Raw genomic sequence first — 13,869 nt, 5'->3', positions numbered from 1 at the left:
CCGCACCGCCCGACCGGCGCGCGGCGCCCGGGGCGGCTCCTCCACCGGCCGCACGGGCCCACCCGGCCCCGGCCCGCACACCTCCCGACCCGGAAAGGTTGATCATGTTCGGACTCTCCACATCCCAGGAGATCGTCTGGCTGCACGAGCAGATGCTGCCCGGCAGTCGCGCCTACAACTTCACCGCCACCGTGGACCTGCGCGGCACCCTCGACGAGGCCGCGCTCCGGGAGGGACTGGCGGCGGCGCTGGACCGGCACCCCGGCCTGCGCCTCGAACTCGTCGACTCCCCCGGCGGCCTGCCCGGCCAGCGCGTGCGCGAGAACTGCGCGCCCCGGCTGCGGACGGTCGACTTCAGCGGCGAGGCCGACCCCGAGGAGACGTTCGCGGCGCTGCTGCGCACCGAGGCCGAGACGCCCCTCGACGTCCACGAGGCGCCGCTGCTGCGCTGGTGCCTCGTCCGGCTCGGTGCGGACCACCACCGCCTCGTCCACGTCGAGCACCATCTCGTGCACGACGGGCACTCGTTCGCGATCCTGCTGCACGACGTGTTCACCGTCTACCGGGCCCGCGTGCTGGGCGAGCAGGCGGTCCTGCCGCCGGCCGCCTCCTACACCGACCACGTCGAGGCCGCCGGCAGCCCCGAGCGGGCGGCCCGGCGCGAGGCGGGCCTGGCGCACTGGCGGCGCGAGCTGGGCGACGCGTCGTTCGACCTGCCGCTGCCCGGTCTCGCCCGGCCCGGGGCCCGGCGCCGGCACGCGGGCGGCCAGCTGCGGCAGGCCGTCGACGCCGCGCTCGCCGAGCGCCTGCGCGCCCACAGCCGCGCCCAGGGCCACACCCCCTTCTCCACGCTCCTCGCGCTCTTCGCCGAACTCCTGCGCCGCCACAGCGGCCGTGCCGACCTCGTCGTCGGCACCGCGGTCGGCAACCGCCCCGAGGGCTTCGAGTCGGCCACCGGCATGTTCGTGAACACGATCCCGCTGCGGCTGCGCCTGGACCCGGCGGCCGGGGCGGACGAGGCGGTGGACGAGGTCACCGACAGCCTGATCCGGGCCCTGCCGTACCAGGACGTCCCCGTGCAGGTGCTCACCCGCGAGCTCGGCCTGCACACGTCCGGCGCGGACAACCCGCTCTTCAGCGTCATGTTCAGCGCCCACGACGCGGCGCTGCCGGAGGTCGAGGTGCCGGGCCTGGAGGTGTCGCTGTTCGAGGGCTTCAACACCGGCACCACCCGCTTCGACCTCGACCTGGTGCTGCTGCCCGACGACCGGCGCACGGTCGGGCCGCGGCAGGGCCCCGCGGGCATGACGCTGGTCTGGGACTACGACCGGGACCTGTTCGACGAGGACGCCGCCCGGCTGCTGGCGGATCGTTTCCTCGATCTCGTACGGGCCTATCTGGAGACTCCGGAGGCGCCGCTCGCGACGCTCGCCGTCCGGTCGGCGCCCGTACCGGCGCAGGCCCACGAGTCCGGGGCCACGGACGCCCCCGACTCCGCCCTCGACCCCGTCACCCGTCACGACCCCGGCCTCCCCGCCCTCGTCAGCGGCGCCCGGAAGATCACCTACGGTGAACTCGACCGGCTCGTCGACGAGCTGGCCGCGCGCCTGCGCGCGGCGGGCGTCACCGCCGGTCAGCCCGTCGCGGCCGTCCTGCCGCGCGGCGTGGACACCGTCGTGACCCTGCTCGCGTGCCTGCGCGTCCGCGCGGTCTACTGCCCGCTGTCCCCCAACGACCCGGCGAGCCGCCTGGAGACGCTGCTGCGGCGCCTGTCCCCGGCCCTGGTCCTGGCCGACCGCGAGAGCGCCCTCGCGCTGCCCGCGGCGGGCCTGCCGGTCCCGGTCGCGCTGCTCGACGCCGGCGGCGCCTTCCCCGCCGCCGCGCCGGCCGCGCGCGTCGAGGGGGCGGCGTACGTCATCCACACGTCCGGTTCCACGGGCCTGCCCAAGGCCGTGGCGGTCGGCCGGGCCGCGCTCGCCCACCACGCGACGACGGTGGCCGGGCGCTTCGGGCTGCGCAGCGACGACAAGGTGCTGCTCTTCGCCCAGCCCTCGTTCGACGTGGCCCTGGAGGAGGTGCTGCCGTCCCTGCTGGCCGGCGCGTCCCTGGTCGTGCCGCAGCGGGAGGTCCCGACGGCGGCCGAGCTCATCGCCGTCCTGGCCGCCCGCCGGGTCAGCGTCGCCAACCTGCCGACGAGTTACCTCCTGGCCGTACGGGAGGAGCTGTGCGAGGCGCTCCGCGACGGAATGTGGGAGCCGCGGCTGCTGGTCGCCGGCGGGGAGCGGCTGCCGGCCGCCGCGCTGCGGGACGTCCTGGCCGCGACGGACGCGACGGTCCTCAACGCCTACGGGGTGACCGAGGCGGCCATCACCTCCACGGTCCACGAGGTGACCCGCGAGGGGGCCGGAGGCACCGGCGAGGGCGGCGAGGTGCCGCTGGGGACCGCGCTGCCGGGCGTCGGGGTGCACGTCCTGGACGCGGGTCTGCAGCCGCTGCCCGTGGGTGCGGTCGGCGAACTCGCCGTCTCCGGCGCCGGGCTCGCCGAGGGCTACCTCGGCGGCGGCGAGGCCGCGGCGGCCACCGCGGCCCGGTTCGTCACCGTGCCCGCGCTCGGCGGGACGCGCGTCTACCTGACCGGCGACCTCGGCTACCGGGACCGCGACGGCCTGCTGTGGTTCCTCGGCCGCCGCGACAACCAGATCAAGCTGCGCGGCTACCGCATCGAGCTGGAGGAGATCGAGGCGGTGGCCTCCGAGGTGCTCGGCGGGCGCTCGTGCGCGGTCGTCCTCGGCCGGGACGCGGCCGGCGGCCCCTGTCTGACCGGCTTCGTCGACGGCGGCGAGGAGCCCGACCAGGCCCTGCTGCACAAGGCGCTGTCCGAGCGGCTGCCCGCCGCGCTCGTCCCCGCGCGCTGGATCCGTCCGGCGGGAGCCGTGCCCACACTGCCCGGCGGCAAGCCGGACCGCGCCGCACTGGCCCGCCTCGCCGCCGAGGCGGGAACGGCCGCCGGCCCCGCTGCTCCGCAGGAGGAGGACGGCGGCGACCCGGCCGTCGCCCTGCTGGCCGAGGGCTGGCGCGAAGTGCTGGGGCACGACCGGTTCTCGCCGTCGTCCCACTTCTTCCAGGTCGGCGGGCACTCCCTGCTGGCCGCCCACCTCGCCGCCTGGCTGGAGGCCCGGCTCGGCACGCGCCCGCCGCTGCGCGTCCTCTTCCAGCACCCCGTCCTCGCCGACCAGGCCCGAGCCCTGACGGAGACCGCCCGATGAGCGCCACCACCCCCTCCTCCGTCCTGGAGACGGAGCACCGCGAGATCGCCGACGCCTTCACCGCGTTCGTCCGCCGCGAGCTGGTCCCCCTGGCGGCCGAGCTGCCGGAGAACGGGGACATGCCGCCGGCCGACCTGCGCGCGTACGTCCGCCGCCGCTCGGCGAAGCTGGGCTTCTACGCCGGCGACCACCCCGAGGAACTGGGCGGCTCCGGCATGCCGTTCAGCGCCGTGGTGCTGCTGCACCACGCGGCCGGCCGCAGCGGCTGCCCGCTGGCCCCGTACGCGCTCGCCGGCTCGGACGGGCCGAGCCCGCTGCTGCGCCAGGGCACCGAGAAGCAGATCGAGCAGTACCTCAAGCCGCTGGTGCGCGGCGAGGCGACGCGCTGCCTGGCGCTGACCGAGCCGAACGCCGGGTCCGACGCCTTCCACCTCACCACCACCGCCGTGCGGGACGCGGACGGCGGCTGGGTGCTGTCGGGGCGCAAGACCTTCGTCAGCAACGCCGGTCACGCGGACTTCGTCATCGTCGTGGCCCGGGCCGTCGACGCCGGTGGAGGCGAGGGCGGCGCCACGGCGTTCGTCATGGGCATGGACCAGCCGCGCCTGCGCATCGGCCAGCGCTACCAGGGCATGTCCGGCGAGGAGTTGTACGAACTGGTGCTGGACGAGGTGCGGCTGCCCGCCGAGGCCGTCATCGGCGGCGAGGCGGGCGTCGGCGCGGCGCTCGGCAACGGCATCGACAGCCTCTCCCGGGGCCGGCTCGTGGTGGCGGCGATGTGCAACGGCATCGCCGAGCACGCGCTGGAACTGGGGATCGCGTACGCCCGCGAGCGGCGGGCCTTCGGGGAGCGCATCGGCGCGTACCAGCACGTCCAGGAGCACCTCGTGAGCAGCCGGGCGGAGGTGGAGGCGGCCAAGCTGCTGACGCTGGCGTGCGCGCGGCTGGTGGACGAGGGCGTGGAGGCCCCGGAGAACGCGGCGCTCGCCAAGCTGACGTCCTCCGAGACCGCGGTCCGGGTCGTGGACCGGTCCTTGCAGGTGCACGGGGCGACGGGCTGGGTGCGGGGCCATCCGCTGGAGTTCCTGTACCGGTACGTCCGGATGATGACGATCATCGAGGGGACGTCCGAGATCCAGAAGGTGATCGTCGCCCGGGCCATGGGGCTGGGCTGACCGCTCCCGCGCCCCTTTCTCCCTCCTGATCCGCCTTCCGACGTCATCCACGGAGGAATGATGACTTCTTCATCTGTCACCACCCCGGCCGCCGGCCCTTCCACCGGTCTGTCCACCGCCCTGTCCACCGCGCTGTCCGTGGCCCACGGAGGCACCGCCACCGCGCACGGCTGGGACGACGTCCTGGCCCGGTACGCCCTGCAGGTCTCCCGGGACCCGGACGCCCCCGCCGTCGAGGACGGCGAACTGACCTGGACCTACGCCGAACTCGACGCGCTCGCCGAGCTGACGGCCGACGCGCTGCGCGACCACGTGCGCCCCGGCGACCTCGTGGGCGTCTGCCTCGACCGCTCCGTCGCCCTGGTCGCCACGGCCGTCGCCCTCGCCCGGCTCGGGGCCGTCTACCTCCCGCTCGGGCCGCGCCCCGGCGAACGGCGGCTGGCCGCCGTGGCGGACGGGCTCCGCGTCACCTGCCTGATCGGCGCGCCCGGTGCGCTGCCCGCGGCGTACGACGGCGCCGAGCGGCTGACCCTGCCGCTGCCCGCGGCGGGCGCGAACGCGCACGGGGAGCCCGTCGCGGCGTTCCCCGCCCCCCGCGCCGACGCCGACCGGCCCGCCGTTCCCGGCGGCACCTTCTACGCGGTGCTCACCTCGGGGTCGACCGGCACGCCCAAGGCCGTGGCGGTGACCTCCGCCGCGCTCGCCGCCCGCCTGCGCTGGTACGCCGCCCGTACCGGCGCCCGCACCGGCGACCGGCACAGCCTGCTGATCGGCGTCTCCTTCGACCCGCACGTCATGGAGCTGTGGGCCGCCCTGACCTCCGGCGCGGCGCTCACCGTGCCCCCGGACGACGTCCGCTGGGACCCTGACGCCCTCACCGCCTGGTGGCGGCGGGCGGGCGTGACCGTGGCCATCCTGCCCACCCCCCTGGCGGAGATCGTCCTCGAACGCCCCTGGCCGGACCTGCCCGCCCTGCGCCACCTCAGCATCGGCGGCGACCGGCTGCGCCGCCGGCCCGGACCGGACGTCACCGCGCGCGTGGACAACGCCTACGGTCCGGCCGAGGCCACGGTCGTGGCGACCGCGCACGCCCTGGAGACGGGCGGGGACTCCCCCGGCACCCCGCCCCCGATCGGCACGCCTCTCGACGGCACCGTCGTGTGCGTCACCGACCCCGCCGGGCACGTCGTGCCGCGCGGCGAGGCGGGCGAACTGCGGATCGGCGGCGCGGGCCTGGCTACCGGCTATCTGGACGAGGCCCTGACCGCGCGCCGCTTCGTCGCCCCGCCGCCGGAGGTGACCGGAACCGACCGCGTCTACCGCACCGGCGACCGGGTGCGGATGCGGCCCGACGGCGTGCTGGAGTTCCTCGGCCGCCTGGACGACCAGGTCAAGGTCCGCGGCGCGCGGATCGAACCGGCCGAGACCGAGGCCGCGTTCGAGGACGACCCGCGCGTTCTGCGGGCCGTCGTCGCCGCCGAGCCCTCCCCCGCGGGCGACGTCCGGCTGATCGCGTTCGTCCGGCTCGCACCCGGTGCCGGGGCCCCGTCCGCGACGGAGCTGCTGGAGGCGGTCCGCGACCGCCTGCCCGAGCAGGCGGTGCCGTCGGCGCTGCGGTACGTCGAGGCGTTCCCGCTCGACGCCAACGGCAAGGTGGACCGGGCCGCGCTGCTGGCCGGAACGGCTCCTGCGGCAGCGGCCCCTGCGGCGGCACCGGCTGCGGCGGGAGACGCCGTCACCGGTACGGACACGGAGCGGATCGTCGTCGAGCTGTGCCGCGGCGTCCTCAACCGCCCGGAGACCGGCCCCGGCGACAACTTCCTGGCGTCCGGCGGCGATTCGCTCACGGCGGCCCGGCTGCTGACCGGCCTGGAGGAACGGTTCGGCGTCCGGCTGCGGGCGCCCCAGCTGCTGCGCCAGCCCGACCTGCGCAGCCTGGCGGCACTGGTGGACTCCCGCCGGGAGCGCACCACCGCTACCGCAAACCCCGCGCCGGACGCCGTACCCGGCCACAGCACGGACGCCCCGGCGGGGCTCGCAAGTCCCGCCCCGGGCGACGCCCTTCCCGCCGCCCCCGGCGGCGTCCTGGGCCGCGTGCTCGCCCACGCCGCCGCGGATCCGGCCTCCCTCGCCGTGACGGACGGCGAACTCACCCTCACCTACGGGGAACTGACCGCGGCCGCCCGGCGGCTGGCCGGCGCCCTGCGGGCCCGCGGCGTCGGACAGGGCACCGCGGTGGGCCTGCTGCTGCCGCACTCGGTGGGCGTCGTCGTCGCGAAGCTCGCGGTCTGGTGGGCCGGCGGCCACTACGTACCGCTGGACGCCGCCTACCCGCGCCCCCGTACCGAGGCGATGCTCGCCGACGCCGGCGTCTCCCTGGTCGTCGGCGAGAAGGACCTGCTCGAAGCGGCCGGCGTACCGGCCGTCCGGGCGCTGGTCCTGACCGCGGGCGGGCTCGCCGGGAGCTGCGCCGCGGAGCACTCCGAGGACGACCTGCCGGAGCCGCCCGCGTACGACCCCGGCGCGACCGCGTACGTGATGTACACCTCGGGCTCGACGGGCCGCCCGAAGGGCGTCGCGATCACCCACCGGGGCGTGGCGGACCTGACCGCCGACCCGGACTACCTGACGGTGGGCCGGCGGGACCGGGTCCTCCTCCACGCGGCGCTGACCTTCGACGGCTCGCCGTTCGAGACGTGGGTGGCCCTGGCCAACGGCGCCGCCGTGGCCGTCTCCACCGCGGGCCGGCAGTCGCTGGAGGGCCTGGTGCGGGACGTGGAGCGGCTGGGCGTCACCGTGGCGTTCCTGACCACCGCGCTCTTCCACCACCTGGCCGCGCGCCGCTCGCCTGTCTTCGCCGTGCTGCGCTCGGTGATCGTGGGCGGCGAGGCGGTGTCGGCGCGGCACGCGCGCTCGGTCCTGCGGGCGCACCCCTGGCTGGAGCTGGTCAACGGCTACGGGCCGACCGAGACGACCAGCTTCGCCACCGCCCACCGCGTGCGGGACGCCGACTGCGACGCCCCGCCGCCGATCGGCCGCCCGCTGGCCGGTGCGACGGTGCACGTCCTGGACGAGCGCGGCGACGCGGTGCCCGCGGGCACCCGCGGCGAGCTGTGGGTCGGCGGGCCGCGCCTGGCCGCGGGCTACCTCGGGCAGCCCGCGCTGACGGCGGAGCGCTTCGTGGAGCATCCCTCGGCGGGGCGGGTCTACCGCACGGGCGACATCGTGTCGGCCCGGCCCGACGGGACGCTGGACTTCCACGGCCGCGTCGACGACCAGGTCAAGGTCCGGGGTTTCCGGATCGAGCCCGGCGAGATCGAGCACGCCCTGCGGGACCACCCGCGCGTGGCGGACGCCGCCGTCACCGTCGTGCGCCCCGGCGCGGACGACGCCCGGCTCGTGGCGTTCGTCGTGCCGGACGGCGAGGGGCAGCCGGCCGTCGCGGCGCTGCGCGACCACCTGGCCGGGCGGCTGCCCGCGCACCTGCTGCCCAACGCGTGGTCCGTGGTCGGCGCGCTGCCGCTGACGAGCAACGGCAAGGTGGACCGCCGGGCCCTCGCCGGGCGGCCGCTGCCCGGTCTTTCGCCGGCCGCCGGGGAAGAGGGGCCCGCGCCCGTACGGCAGGAGCTGACGCCCGTGCAGCAGGCGGTGGCCGATGCCTGGGGCCGCGCGCTGGAGTGCGAGGTCGGCACCCCGGACGCCGACTTCCTCGCCCTGGGCGGGCATTCGCTGCTCGCGCTGGGCGTCGTCGACGACCTGCGCGAGGACCTGGGCGTGGAGCTGACGCTCGCCGCGTTCTTCTCGGCGCCCACCGTGGCCGGGCAGGCCGCACTCATCGAGGAGGCACTGGTGGAGATGTACGGCACGGAGCCGGAGACCGAGGAGAACGGGGCGGCCCGGTGAGCGGCACGGCTTCGGAGACCTCCCGGCAGGAGGCGCTGCTGCGGCTGGCCCGGCGCCGCAGCGCCGACGCCCGCGCGCGGCAGGAGCCCCCCGCGCCCGCACCGGCGAGCGACGCCGGTGACGGCCGCGCGCCGCTCTCCCACGCGCAGCACCGGATGTGGCTCATGGAGCGCCTCGGCCGGGGCGGCGCCGTCTACAACGTGCCGTTCGCGACCCGGGTGCACGGCCCGTTCGACGCGGACGCGTTCGGCCGGGCCCTGACGGGGCTGGTGCGCCGTCACGAGGTGCTGCGCACCCGCTACGGGCAGGACGGCGGCGAGCCGTACCAGGAGGTGACGGCGGCGCGGCAGGTGCCGGTGCGGACCGTGGACGCCGCGCGGGAGGCCGCGCAGAGGCTCCTCGACGCGGAGGCGGCCCGCCGGTTCGACCTGGCGGCCGGCCCGGTGCTGCGGGCCCTGCACGTCCGGCACGCTCCGGACGAGCACACCGTGCTGCTGACGTTTCATCACATAGCCGTCGACGGCGGCTCCCTGGAAGTGATCGCCCGCGAGCTCGGCGAGCGCTACCGCGCGGAGCTGGAGGGGGGCGACGGGGAGCCGGAGCACCCCGCGCCGCGGTACGCCGACTTCGCCCGGCGGGAACGGGCCGGGGCGGACGCGCTCGACGCGGGCCTGGCGTACTGGGAGGAGCGGCTCGCGGACGCCCGTCCGGTGCCGCTCCCCCGGGCCGCGGCGGAGGCCGGTGGCCGGGGGGAGGCGCGCACCCTGTCCGCGGCGCTGGCGCCCGGGACCGTCGGCGGTCTGCGGGCGGCGGGCCGCGCGCACCGCGCGACGCTGTTCACCGTCGTGCTCTCGGCGGCGTTCGCGGCGCTGCTGGAGGCCACCGGCGAGGAGGACCTCGTCGTCGGGTGCGCCAGCAGCCACCGGGACACCGCCGGGGCCCGGGATCTGGTGGGCCTGTGCGTCAACACGCTCCCGATCCGGCCCCGTCTGGCCGGGGCCGGTGACGCCGGGGCGCTGCTGCCGCGGGTGAGGGACGCGCTGCTGGAAGCGCAGCGCCACCGCCACGTCCCGTTCGACCTCATGGTGGAGCGGCTCGGCGCGGCGGCCCGCGACGGCGGCGGCAACCCCCTGGTGGGCGTCACCGCGGACGTCCTGGGCCGGCCCGCGGCGCTGCGGCTGGCCGGGGCGCGGTGCGAGCCGGTCGACATCGAGCTGGACGGCGTCAAGTTCGGCCTCGGCCTCTATCTGGAGGAGGGCACGGACGCCGCCGGGCCGCGCTGCCTGGTGCGCTTCGACCGCGGGCGGGTCGACGAGGGGGCGGCCCGGAAGCTGCTGGAGGGCTTCGCGGAGGTGCTCGACTCACTGGCGGCGGGCCGGAGCCGGCCACTGCCGGCCGCCCCTCGCCCGGCCGCGGCGAGCGCCGGGGAGCCGGAGCCCCCGCAGGAGCCGGGGCTCGGCGTTTCGGCGGAGGCCGTGGCGGCGGTCTTCGGCGAGCTGCTGGGCGAACGAACCGGCCCCGACGGGGACTTCTTCCTCCTCGGCGGGCACTCCCTGCTCGCGGTACGGGTCGCCGAGCGCCTGCGCGAGCGGCTTCGGGTTCCGCTGACGGGGCTGGACGTCCTGGAGCAGCGCACCCCGCGCGCGCTGGGGGCGCTGCTGGACGAGCGGGCCCGCGAGCGCCGCCGCCCCGCGGCCCGCACCCCGGCGGCGCGCAGCGCGTCCGCGCGGGCGGGCACGGTCCTGGTCACGGGCGGCACCGGCGGGGTCGGGGCGTTCGTCCTGCGCGAGCTGGCCGCACGGGGGCGCCCGGTCCGGGCGCTCGTCCGGCCCGAGTCGGCGCACCTGGTGGCGGGCGACGGCGTCGAGGTGGCCGAGGGCGACCTCGCCGACGCGGACAGCCTGCGCGCGGCGGTCTCCGGCGGGGTGGACGCGGTCATCCACGCGGCCTGCACCTTCACCTCTCCGGAGGTGGACGTCGCGGCGATGCGCGTCCTGCTGGACGGCTGGCGGGGCGGCTCGTTCGTCTTCGTCAGCAGCGTGGACGCGTACGGGCGCCCGTCCGTGACGGACGTCGCCGAGGACACGCCGCCGGAGGAGCCGCTCACCGCGTACGGGCGGGCCAAGCTCGACTGCGAGCGGATGCTGTGGGAGGCCGCGGGCGCGTCCGGGCGGGGCGGGGCGGGCGTGGTCCGCGCCCCGATCGTCTGGGGGCCGCACCCGAGGCTGCGCGACCAGCTGCGCTGGGGGGCGACGGGCGCGCTCTTCCAGGCCGCCCGCGCCGGCCGGCCGGTGGTCCTGCCGGCGGCGGGCGCCGTACCCCCGTCCGGCGACCTGTGGTCCGGCGTCCCGTGGATCCACGCCGCGGCCCTGGCCCGGACCCTGGTCACGTGCGCCGAGCGGCCTCCGCAGGGCACGGTGAACGCCATCGGCGGGCACGTGGGCTGGGAGGAGTTCGCCACCGAGCTCGTGCGGCTGATGGAGAGCCCCGGCGGGATCGTCCCCTCCCCGGAGCGGGCCCCCGGCCTCCTGCACCGCCACCGCTACCGCGCCGAGGCCCTGGCCGAGGAGCTCGTGGAGCGCCCGGGCGAGGACTGGCGCTCGGCGATCGCGGCGATGCTGGCGCTCTGACGGCCCGTCCGTCCGGCACGCGAAAACCGTCGGGCCGCCAAGGCGATCACCTTGGCGGCCCGACGGTATTACGTGCACCCGCCGTGAAGAACGACCGGGCCCGGCGGACGTCACGGCCCGGCCGCGAGACGATGCGGAACCCTGCAATCCGGGCGTCGAGTGGTACATGAGTACTGCGCAGCTCACGAAAGCGAACGCAGGGAGCACAAAAGCCCGGTATGCGAGTGGTGGTACGTTTGTACCACCACTCGCATCAGCCCTCTGCGCCACCGGGAGGCCCGCAGCCATGGCCGAGCAGAACGCCCCCAGGCGGCGGCGCGACCCCCAGCGGCGGATCGCCGAGATCGCGGCCGCCACCGAGCGGGTCATCGCCGCGCGCGGCATCGAGGGGCTGACCCACCGCGCCGTCGCCGAGGAGGCCGGCGTCCCCCTCGGGGCGACGACGTACCACTTCGCGACCAAGGACGACCTCATCGCCGCCGCCCTGGAGCGCTCCGTCGACCGCTTCGGCGCCTACCTCGAGGACTGGGTGGCCCGGCGCCCCGAACTCACCCCCGAGCAGCTGACCGTGCTGCTCACCGACGCGCTCATGGGCTGCTTCGGCCCGTCCCGCGACACTCAGGTGATGGAGTTCGAGCTGTACATGGCCGCGCTGCGGCGCCCGGCCCTGCGCGAGACCGCCGACCGGTACATGCAGCTGAGCATCGACGCCCTGCTCCCCTACACCGACCCGGTGACCGCCCACGCCGCGACCGTGGCCATGAACGGCATCACCCTGCGCGGCCTGGCCGGCACCCGGCCCCCCACCCGCACCGAGGTCGAGTCCGTCCTGCGCCGCATCCTCACCCCCAACCCCACCCTGCCCTCCCCGGACATGGCCTGAAACCGCCGCTCCGCACCAGGCGCGTCCCGTAGCATCCGATACCTCACACGACATACGAACAACTGTCGCAGCGGCCGGTACGGCCGGGGGATCCGCGGCAGTCCGGGGGGAAGGAACCTTCATGACGTCGTCCCGCTTCGCGCGCCGCCTCGCCGGCACCGCGGCCGCCGCACTCGTGATCGGCGCGGGCGCGCTCGCCACCGCTCCGTCCGCTGCCGCCAAGGCCAACCTCCTGGAGATCGGCAAGGTGGCGCTCCAGGAGCCCGGCCTGCGGGCGGACGTCACGTACTCCTGCGACCCGGGCATGAACCACCAGCTCGTCGCCAACGCGGTCAAGCAGGGCACGACCGGCCACGACGAGTCCGTCGCCGCCGGAACGATCAAGGTCGACAAGCTCACCTGCGACTACGAAAGCCACGCCGCCCGCGTGACGCTGCGCCCCGCCACGGGCTCGCACTTCGCCAAGGGCGACCAGGTGAAGGTCACGGTCTTCTACTTCGACGACGAGGGCTTCGGCTACGCCCACCAGGAGTCCGTCACGCGGCTGTGAGCCCGGGCGCCGCCGGGGCGCGGCCGACACGGGACTGACATACGAGTATTGGCCACGCTCCGGACCCCGAGTCACTAGCCTGTGGCCGGTGGCAGCAAGCGAGACAGATCATGACGACCGTCCCCCGCACAGCCCTGCCCGCCGGCGGCTGAACCTCGACGCGGACCTCGACCGGCTCGGGGAGCAGCTGGCCGAGTTCGCCCGCGCCCAGGAGCGGATGCGGGGCTTATTGGAGGCCATACTCACGATCAGCGGCGAGCTGGAGCTCCCGGTCGTGCTCCGCCGCATCGTGACGACGGCGATGGAGCTCGTGGGAGCGCGCTACGGCGCCCTCGGCGTGCTGGACGAGGAGGGCACCAAGCTCGCCGAGTTCATTCCCGTGGGCCTGCACGGCGAGGAGGAGGAACGGCTCACCGGAGTGGCCCTCCCCCACGGCGAAGGCCTCCTCGGGCTGCTCATCACCGACCCCCGCCCCCTGCGCGTGGACGTCATCGCCGACCACCCCCAGGCCGCCCAGTTCCCGCCGGGCCACCCCCCGATGCGCTCGCTGCTCGGCGTCGCCATCACCGTGCGCGGCAAGGTCTACGGCAATCTCTACCTGACCGACCGGCAGGGCGGCGGCACCTTCGACGCCGACGACGAGTCCGTGGTGGTCGCGCTGGCGGGCGCCGCCGGCGTCGCCATCGAGAACGCCCGGCTCTACGGCCGCGTCCGGGCCGGCGCGGAGCAGTTCCAGCGGCTGCTGCTGCCGAGCCTGCCGGACCTCTCCCCGTTCGACGCCTGGGCGACGTACCAGCCGGCCGCGGACCCCGCCCTGCTCGGCGGCGACTGGTACGACGCGCTGGTGCTGCCCGACGACACCCGGGTGATGATCGTCGGGGACGTGCTCGGCCACGACGTCCGCGCCGCCGCCACCATGGCCCAGATCCGCAACATGCTGCGCGCTCTGGCCTTCGATTCGGACGCGCTGCCCAGCGAACTGCTCAGCCGCCTGGACCGTACGCTCGAAGCGGTCGCCGAGCCCACGATGGCGACCGCCTGCCTGGTGCGCCTCGCGCCTCAGGACGGCGGGTGGTCCCTGGTCTGGAGCAGCGCGGGGCACCCCCCGCCCCTGGTGGTGACCGCCGACGGCGGCACGCGCTTCCTCGACGCCGAGCCGGACGTGCCGATCGGGGTGGACGCCGGCTTCGCCCGCCACGACCACCGGTACCTCCTGCCCGCCGGGGCCACCGTGCTGATGTTCACCGACGGCCTGGTGGAGCACCCGGGCCACGGGCTGGACGCCGGGCTGCGCACCATCGCCGACGTCGCCTCGGCCCACGCCGGGGCGCCGCTCGACGTCCTCGGCCGGGCCGTGGCCGAGGCCCGCCCCAGCGACGGCCACGACGACCTGGCCCTGCTCGTCCTGCGGGCGCCGGAGCGGAGCTGAGGCACGGGGAGCGGAGCTGAGGCGCGGCCGGGG

At 76.4% G+C, this 13,869-nt stretch carries 7 protein-coding genes; all 7 read left to right on the top strand.

Translation table 11 applies throughout. The features are described 5' to 3' along the window. Positions 1-104: 104 nt before the first annotated feature. The 7 genes from NQU55_RS01175 (at position 105) to NQU55_RS01145 (ending at position 13,836) form a co-directional block, all read left to right on the top strand. The gene (locus NQU55_RS01175; RefSeq protein ID WP_168092463.1) at positions 105-3,266 is read left to right on the top strand and encodes a non-ribosomal peptide synthetase; all 3,162 of its coding nucleotides are present in this window, start codon (positions 105-107) and stop codon (positions 3,264-3,266) included. Then, positions 3,263-4,441 (top strand): acyl-CoA dehydrogenase family protein, encoded by a 1,179-nt coding sequence (locus NQU55_RS01170; RefSeq protein WP_168092464.1) that lies wholly within the window; start codon positions 3,263-3,265, stop codon positions 4,439-4,441. Before NQU55_RS01175 ends, NQU55_RS01170 begins: the two co-directional genes overlap by 4 nt. A 60-nt stretch (positions 4,442-4,501) precedes the next feature. Continuing rightward, the gene (locus NQU55_RS01165) at positions 4,502-8,344 is read left to right on the top strand and encodes an amino acid adenylation domain-containing protein (RefSeq protein WP_240976294.1); all 3,843 of its coding nucleotides are present in this window, start codon (positions 4,502-4,504) and stop codon (positions 8,342-8,344) included. Next, positions 8,341-10,974, top strand: coding sequence for a condensation domain-containing protein (locus NQU55_RS01160; RefSeq protein WP_168092465.1), 2,634 nt, complete (start codon positions 8,341-8,343; stop codon positions 10,972-10,974). Before NQU55_RS01165 ends, NQU55_RS01160 begins: the two co-directional genes overlap by 4 nt. 286 nt (positions 10,975-11,260) lie before the next feature. Continuing rightward, on the top strand, positions 11,261-11,857 hold the full coding sequence (locus NQU55_RS01155; protein ID WP_168092466.1) for a TetR/AcrR family transcriptional regulator: 597 nt from the start codon (positions 11,261-11,263) through the stop codon (positions 11,855-11,857). Positions 11,858-11,978: 121 nt separating this feature from the next. Next, entirely contained in the window at positions 11,979-12,407 is a 429-nt protein-coding gene (locus tag NQU55_RS01150; RefSeq protein WP_168092467.1) for a hypothetical protein, read from the top strand. Positions 12,408-12,495: 88 nt separating this feature from the next. After that, positions 12,496-13,836 carry a PP2C family protein-serine/threonine phosphatase gene (locus NQU55_RS01145; protein ID WP_256789431.1) on the top strand — a complete coding sequence of 447 codons (1,341 nt, stop codon included), beginning with the start codon at positions 12,496-12,498 and terminating at the stop codon, positions 13,834-13,836. Positions 13,837-13,869: the final 33 nt, after the last annotated feature.

The organism is Streptomyces telluris (assembly GCF_024519335.1).
Lineage (GTDB): Bacteria > Actinomycetota > Actinomycetes > Streptomycetales > Streptomycetaceae > Streptomyces > Streptomyces telluris.
The sequence above is the reverse complement of the archived record's forward strand: the minus strand, read 5'-3'. Positions and strand labels throughout refer to the sequence as shown.

Coding starts and splice junctions, on each gene's coding strand:
- NQU55_RS01175 (WP_168092463.1), top strand. CDS start 105: ATGTTCGGACTCTCCACATCCCAGGAGATCGTCTGGCTGCACGAGCAG.
- NQU55_RS01170 (WP_168092464.1), top strand. CDS start 3,263: ATGAGCGCCACCACCCCCTCCTCCGTCCTGGAGACGGAGCACCGCGAG.
- NQU55_RS01165 (WP_240976294.1), top strand. CDS start 4,502: ATGACTTCTTCATCTGTCACCACCCCGGCCGCCGGCCCTTCCACCGGT.
- NQU55_RS01155 (WP_168092466.1), top strand. CDS start 11,261: ATGGCCGAGCAGAACGCCCCCAGGCGGCGGCGCGACCCCCAGCGGCGG.
- NQU55_RS01150 (WP_168092467.1), top strand. CDS start 11,979: ATGACGTCGTCCCGCTTCGCGCGCCGCCTCGCCGGCACCGCGGCCGCC.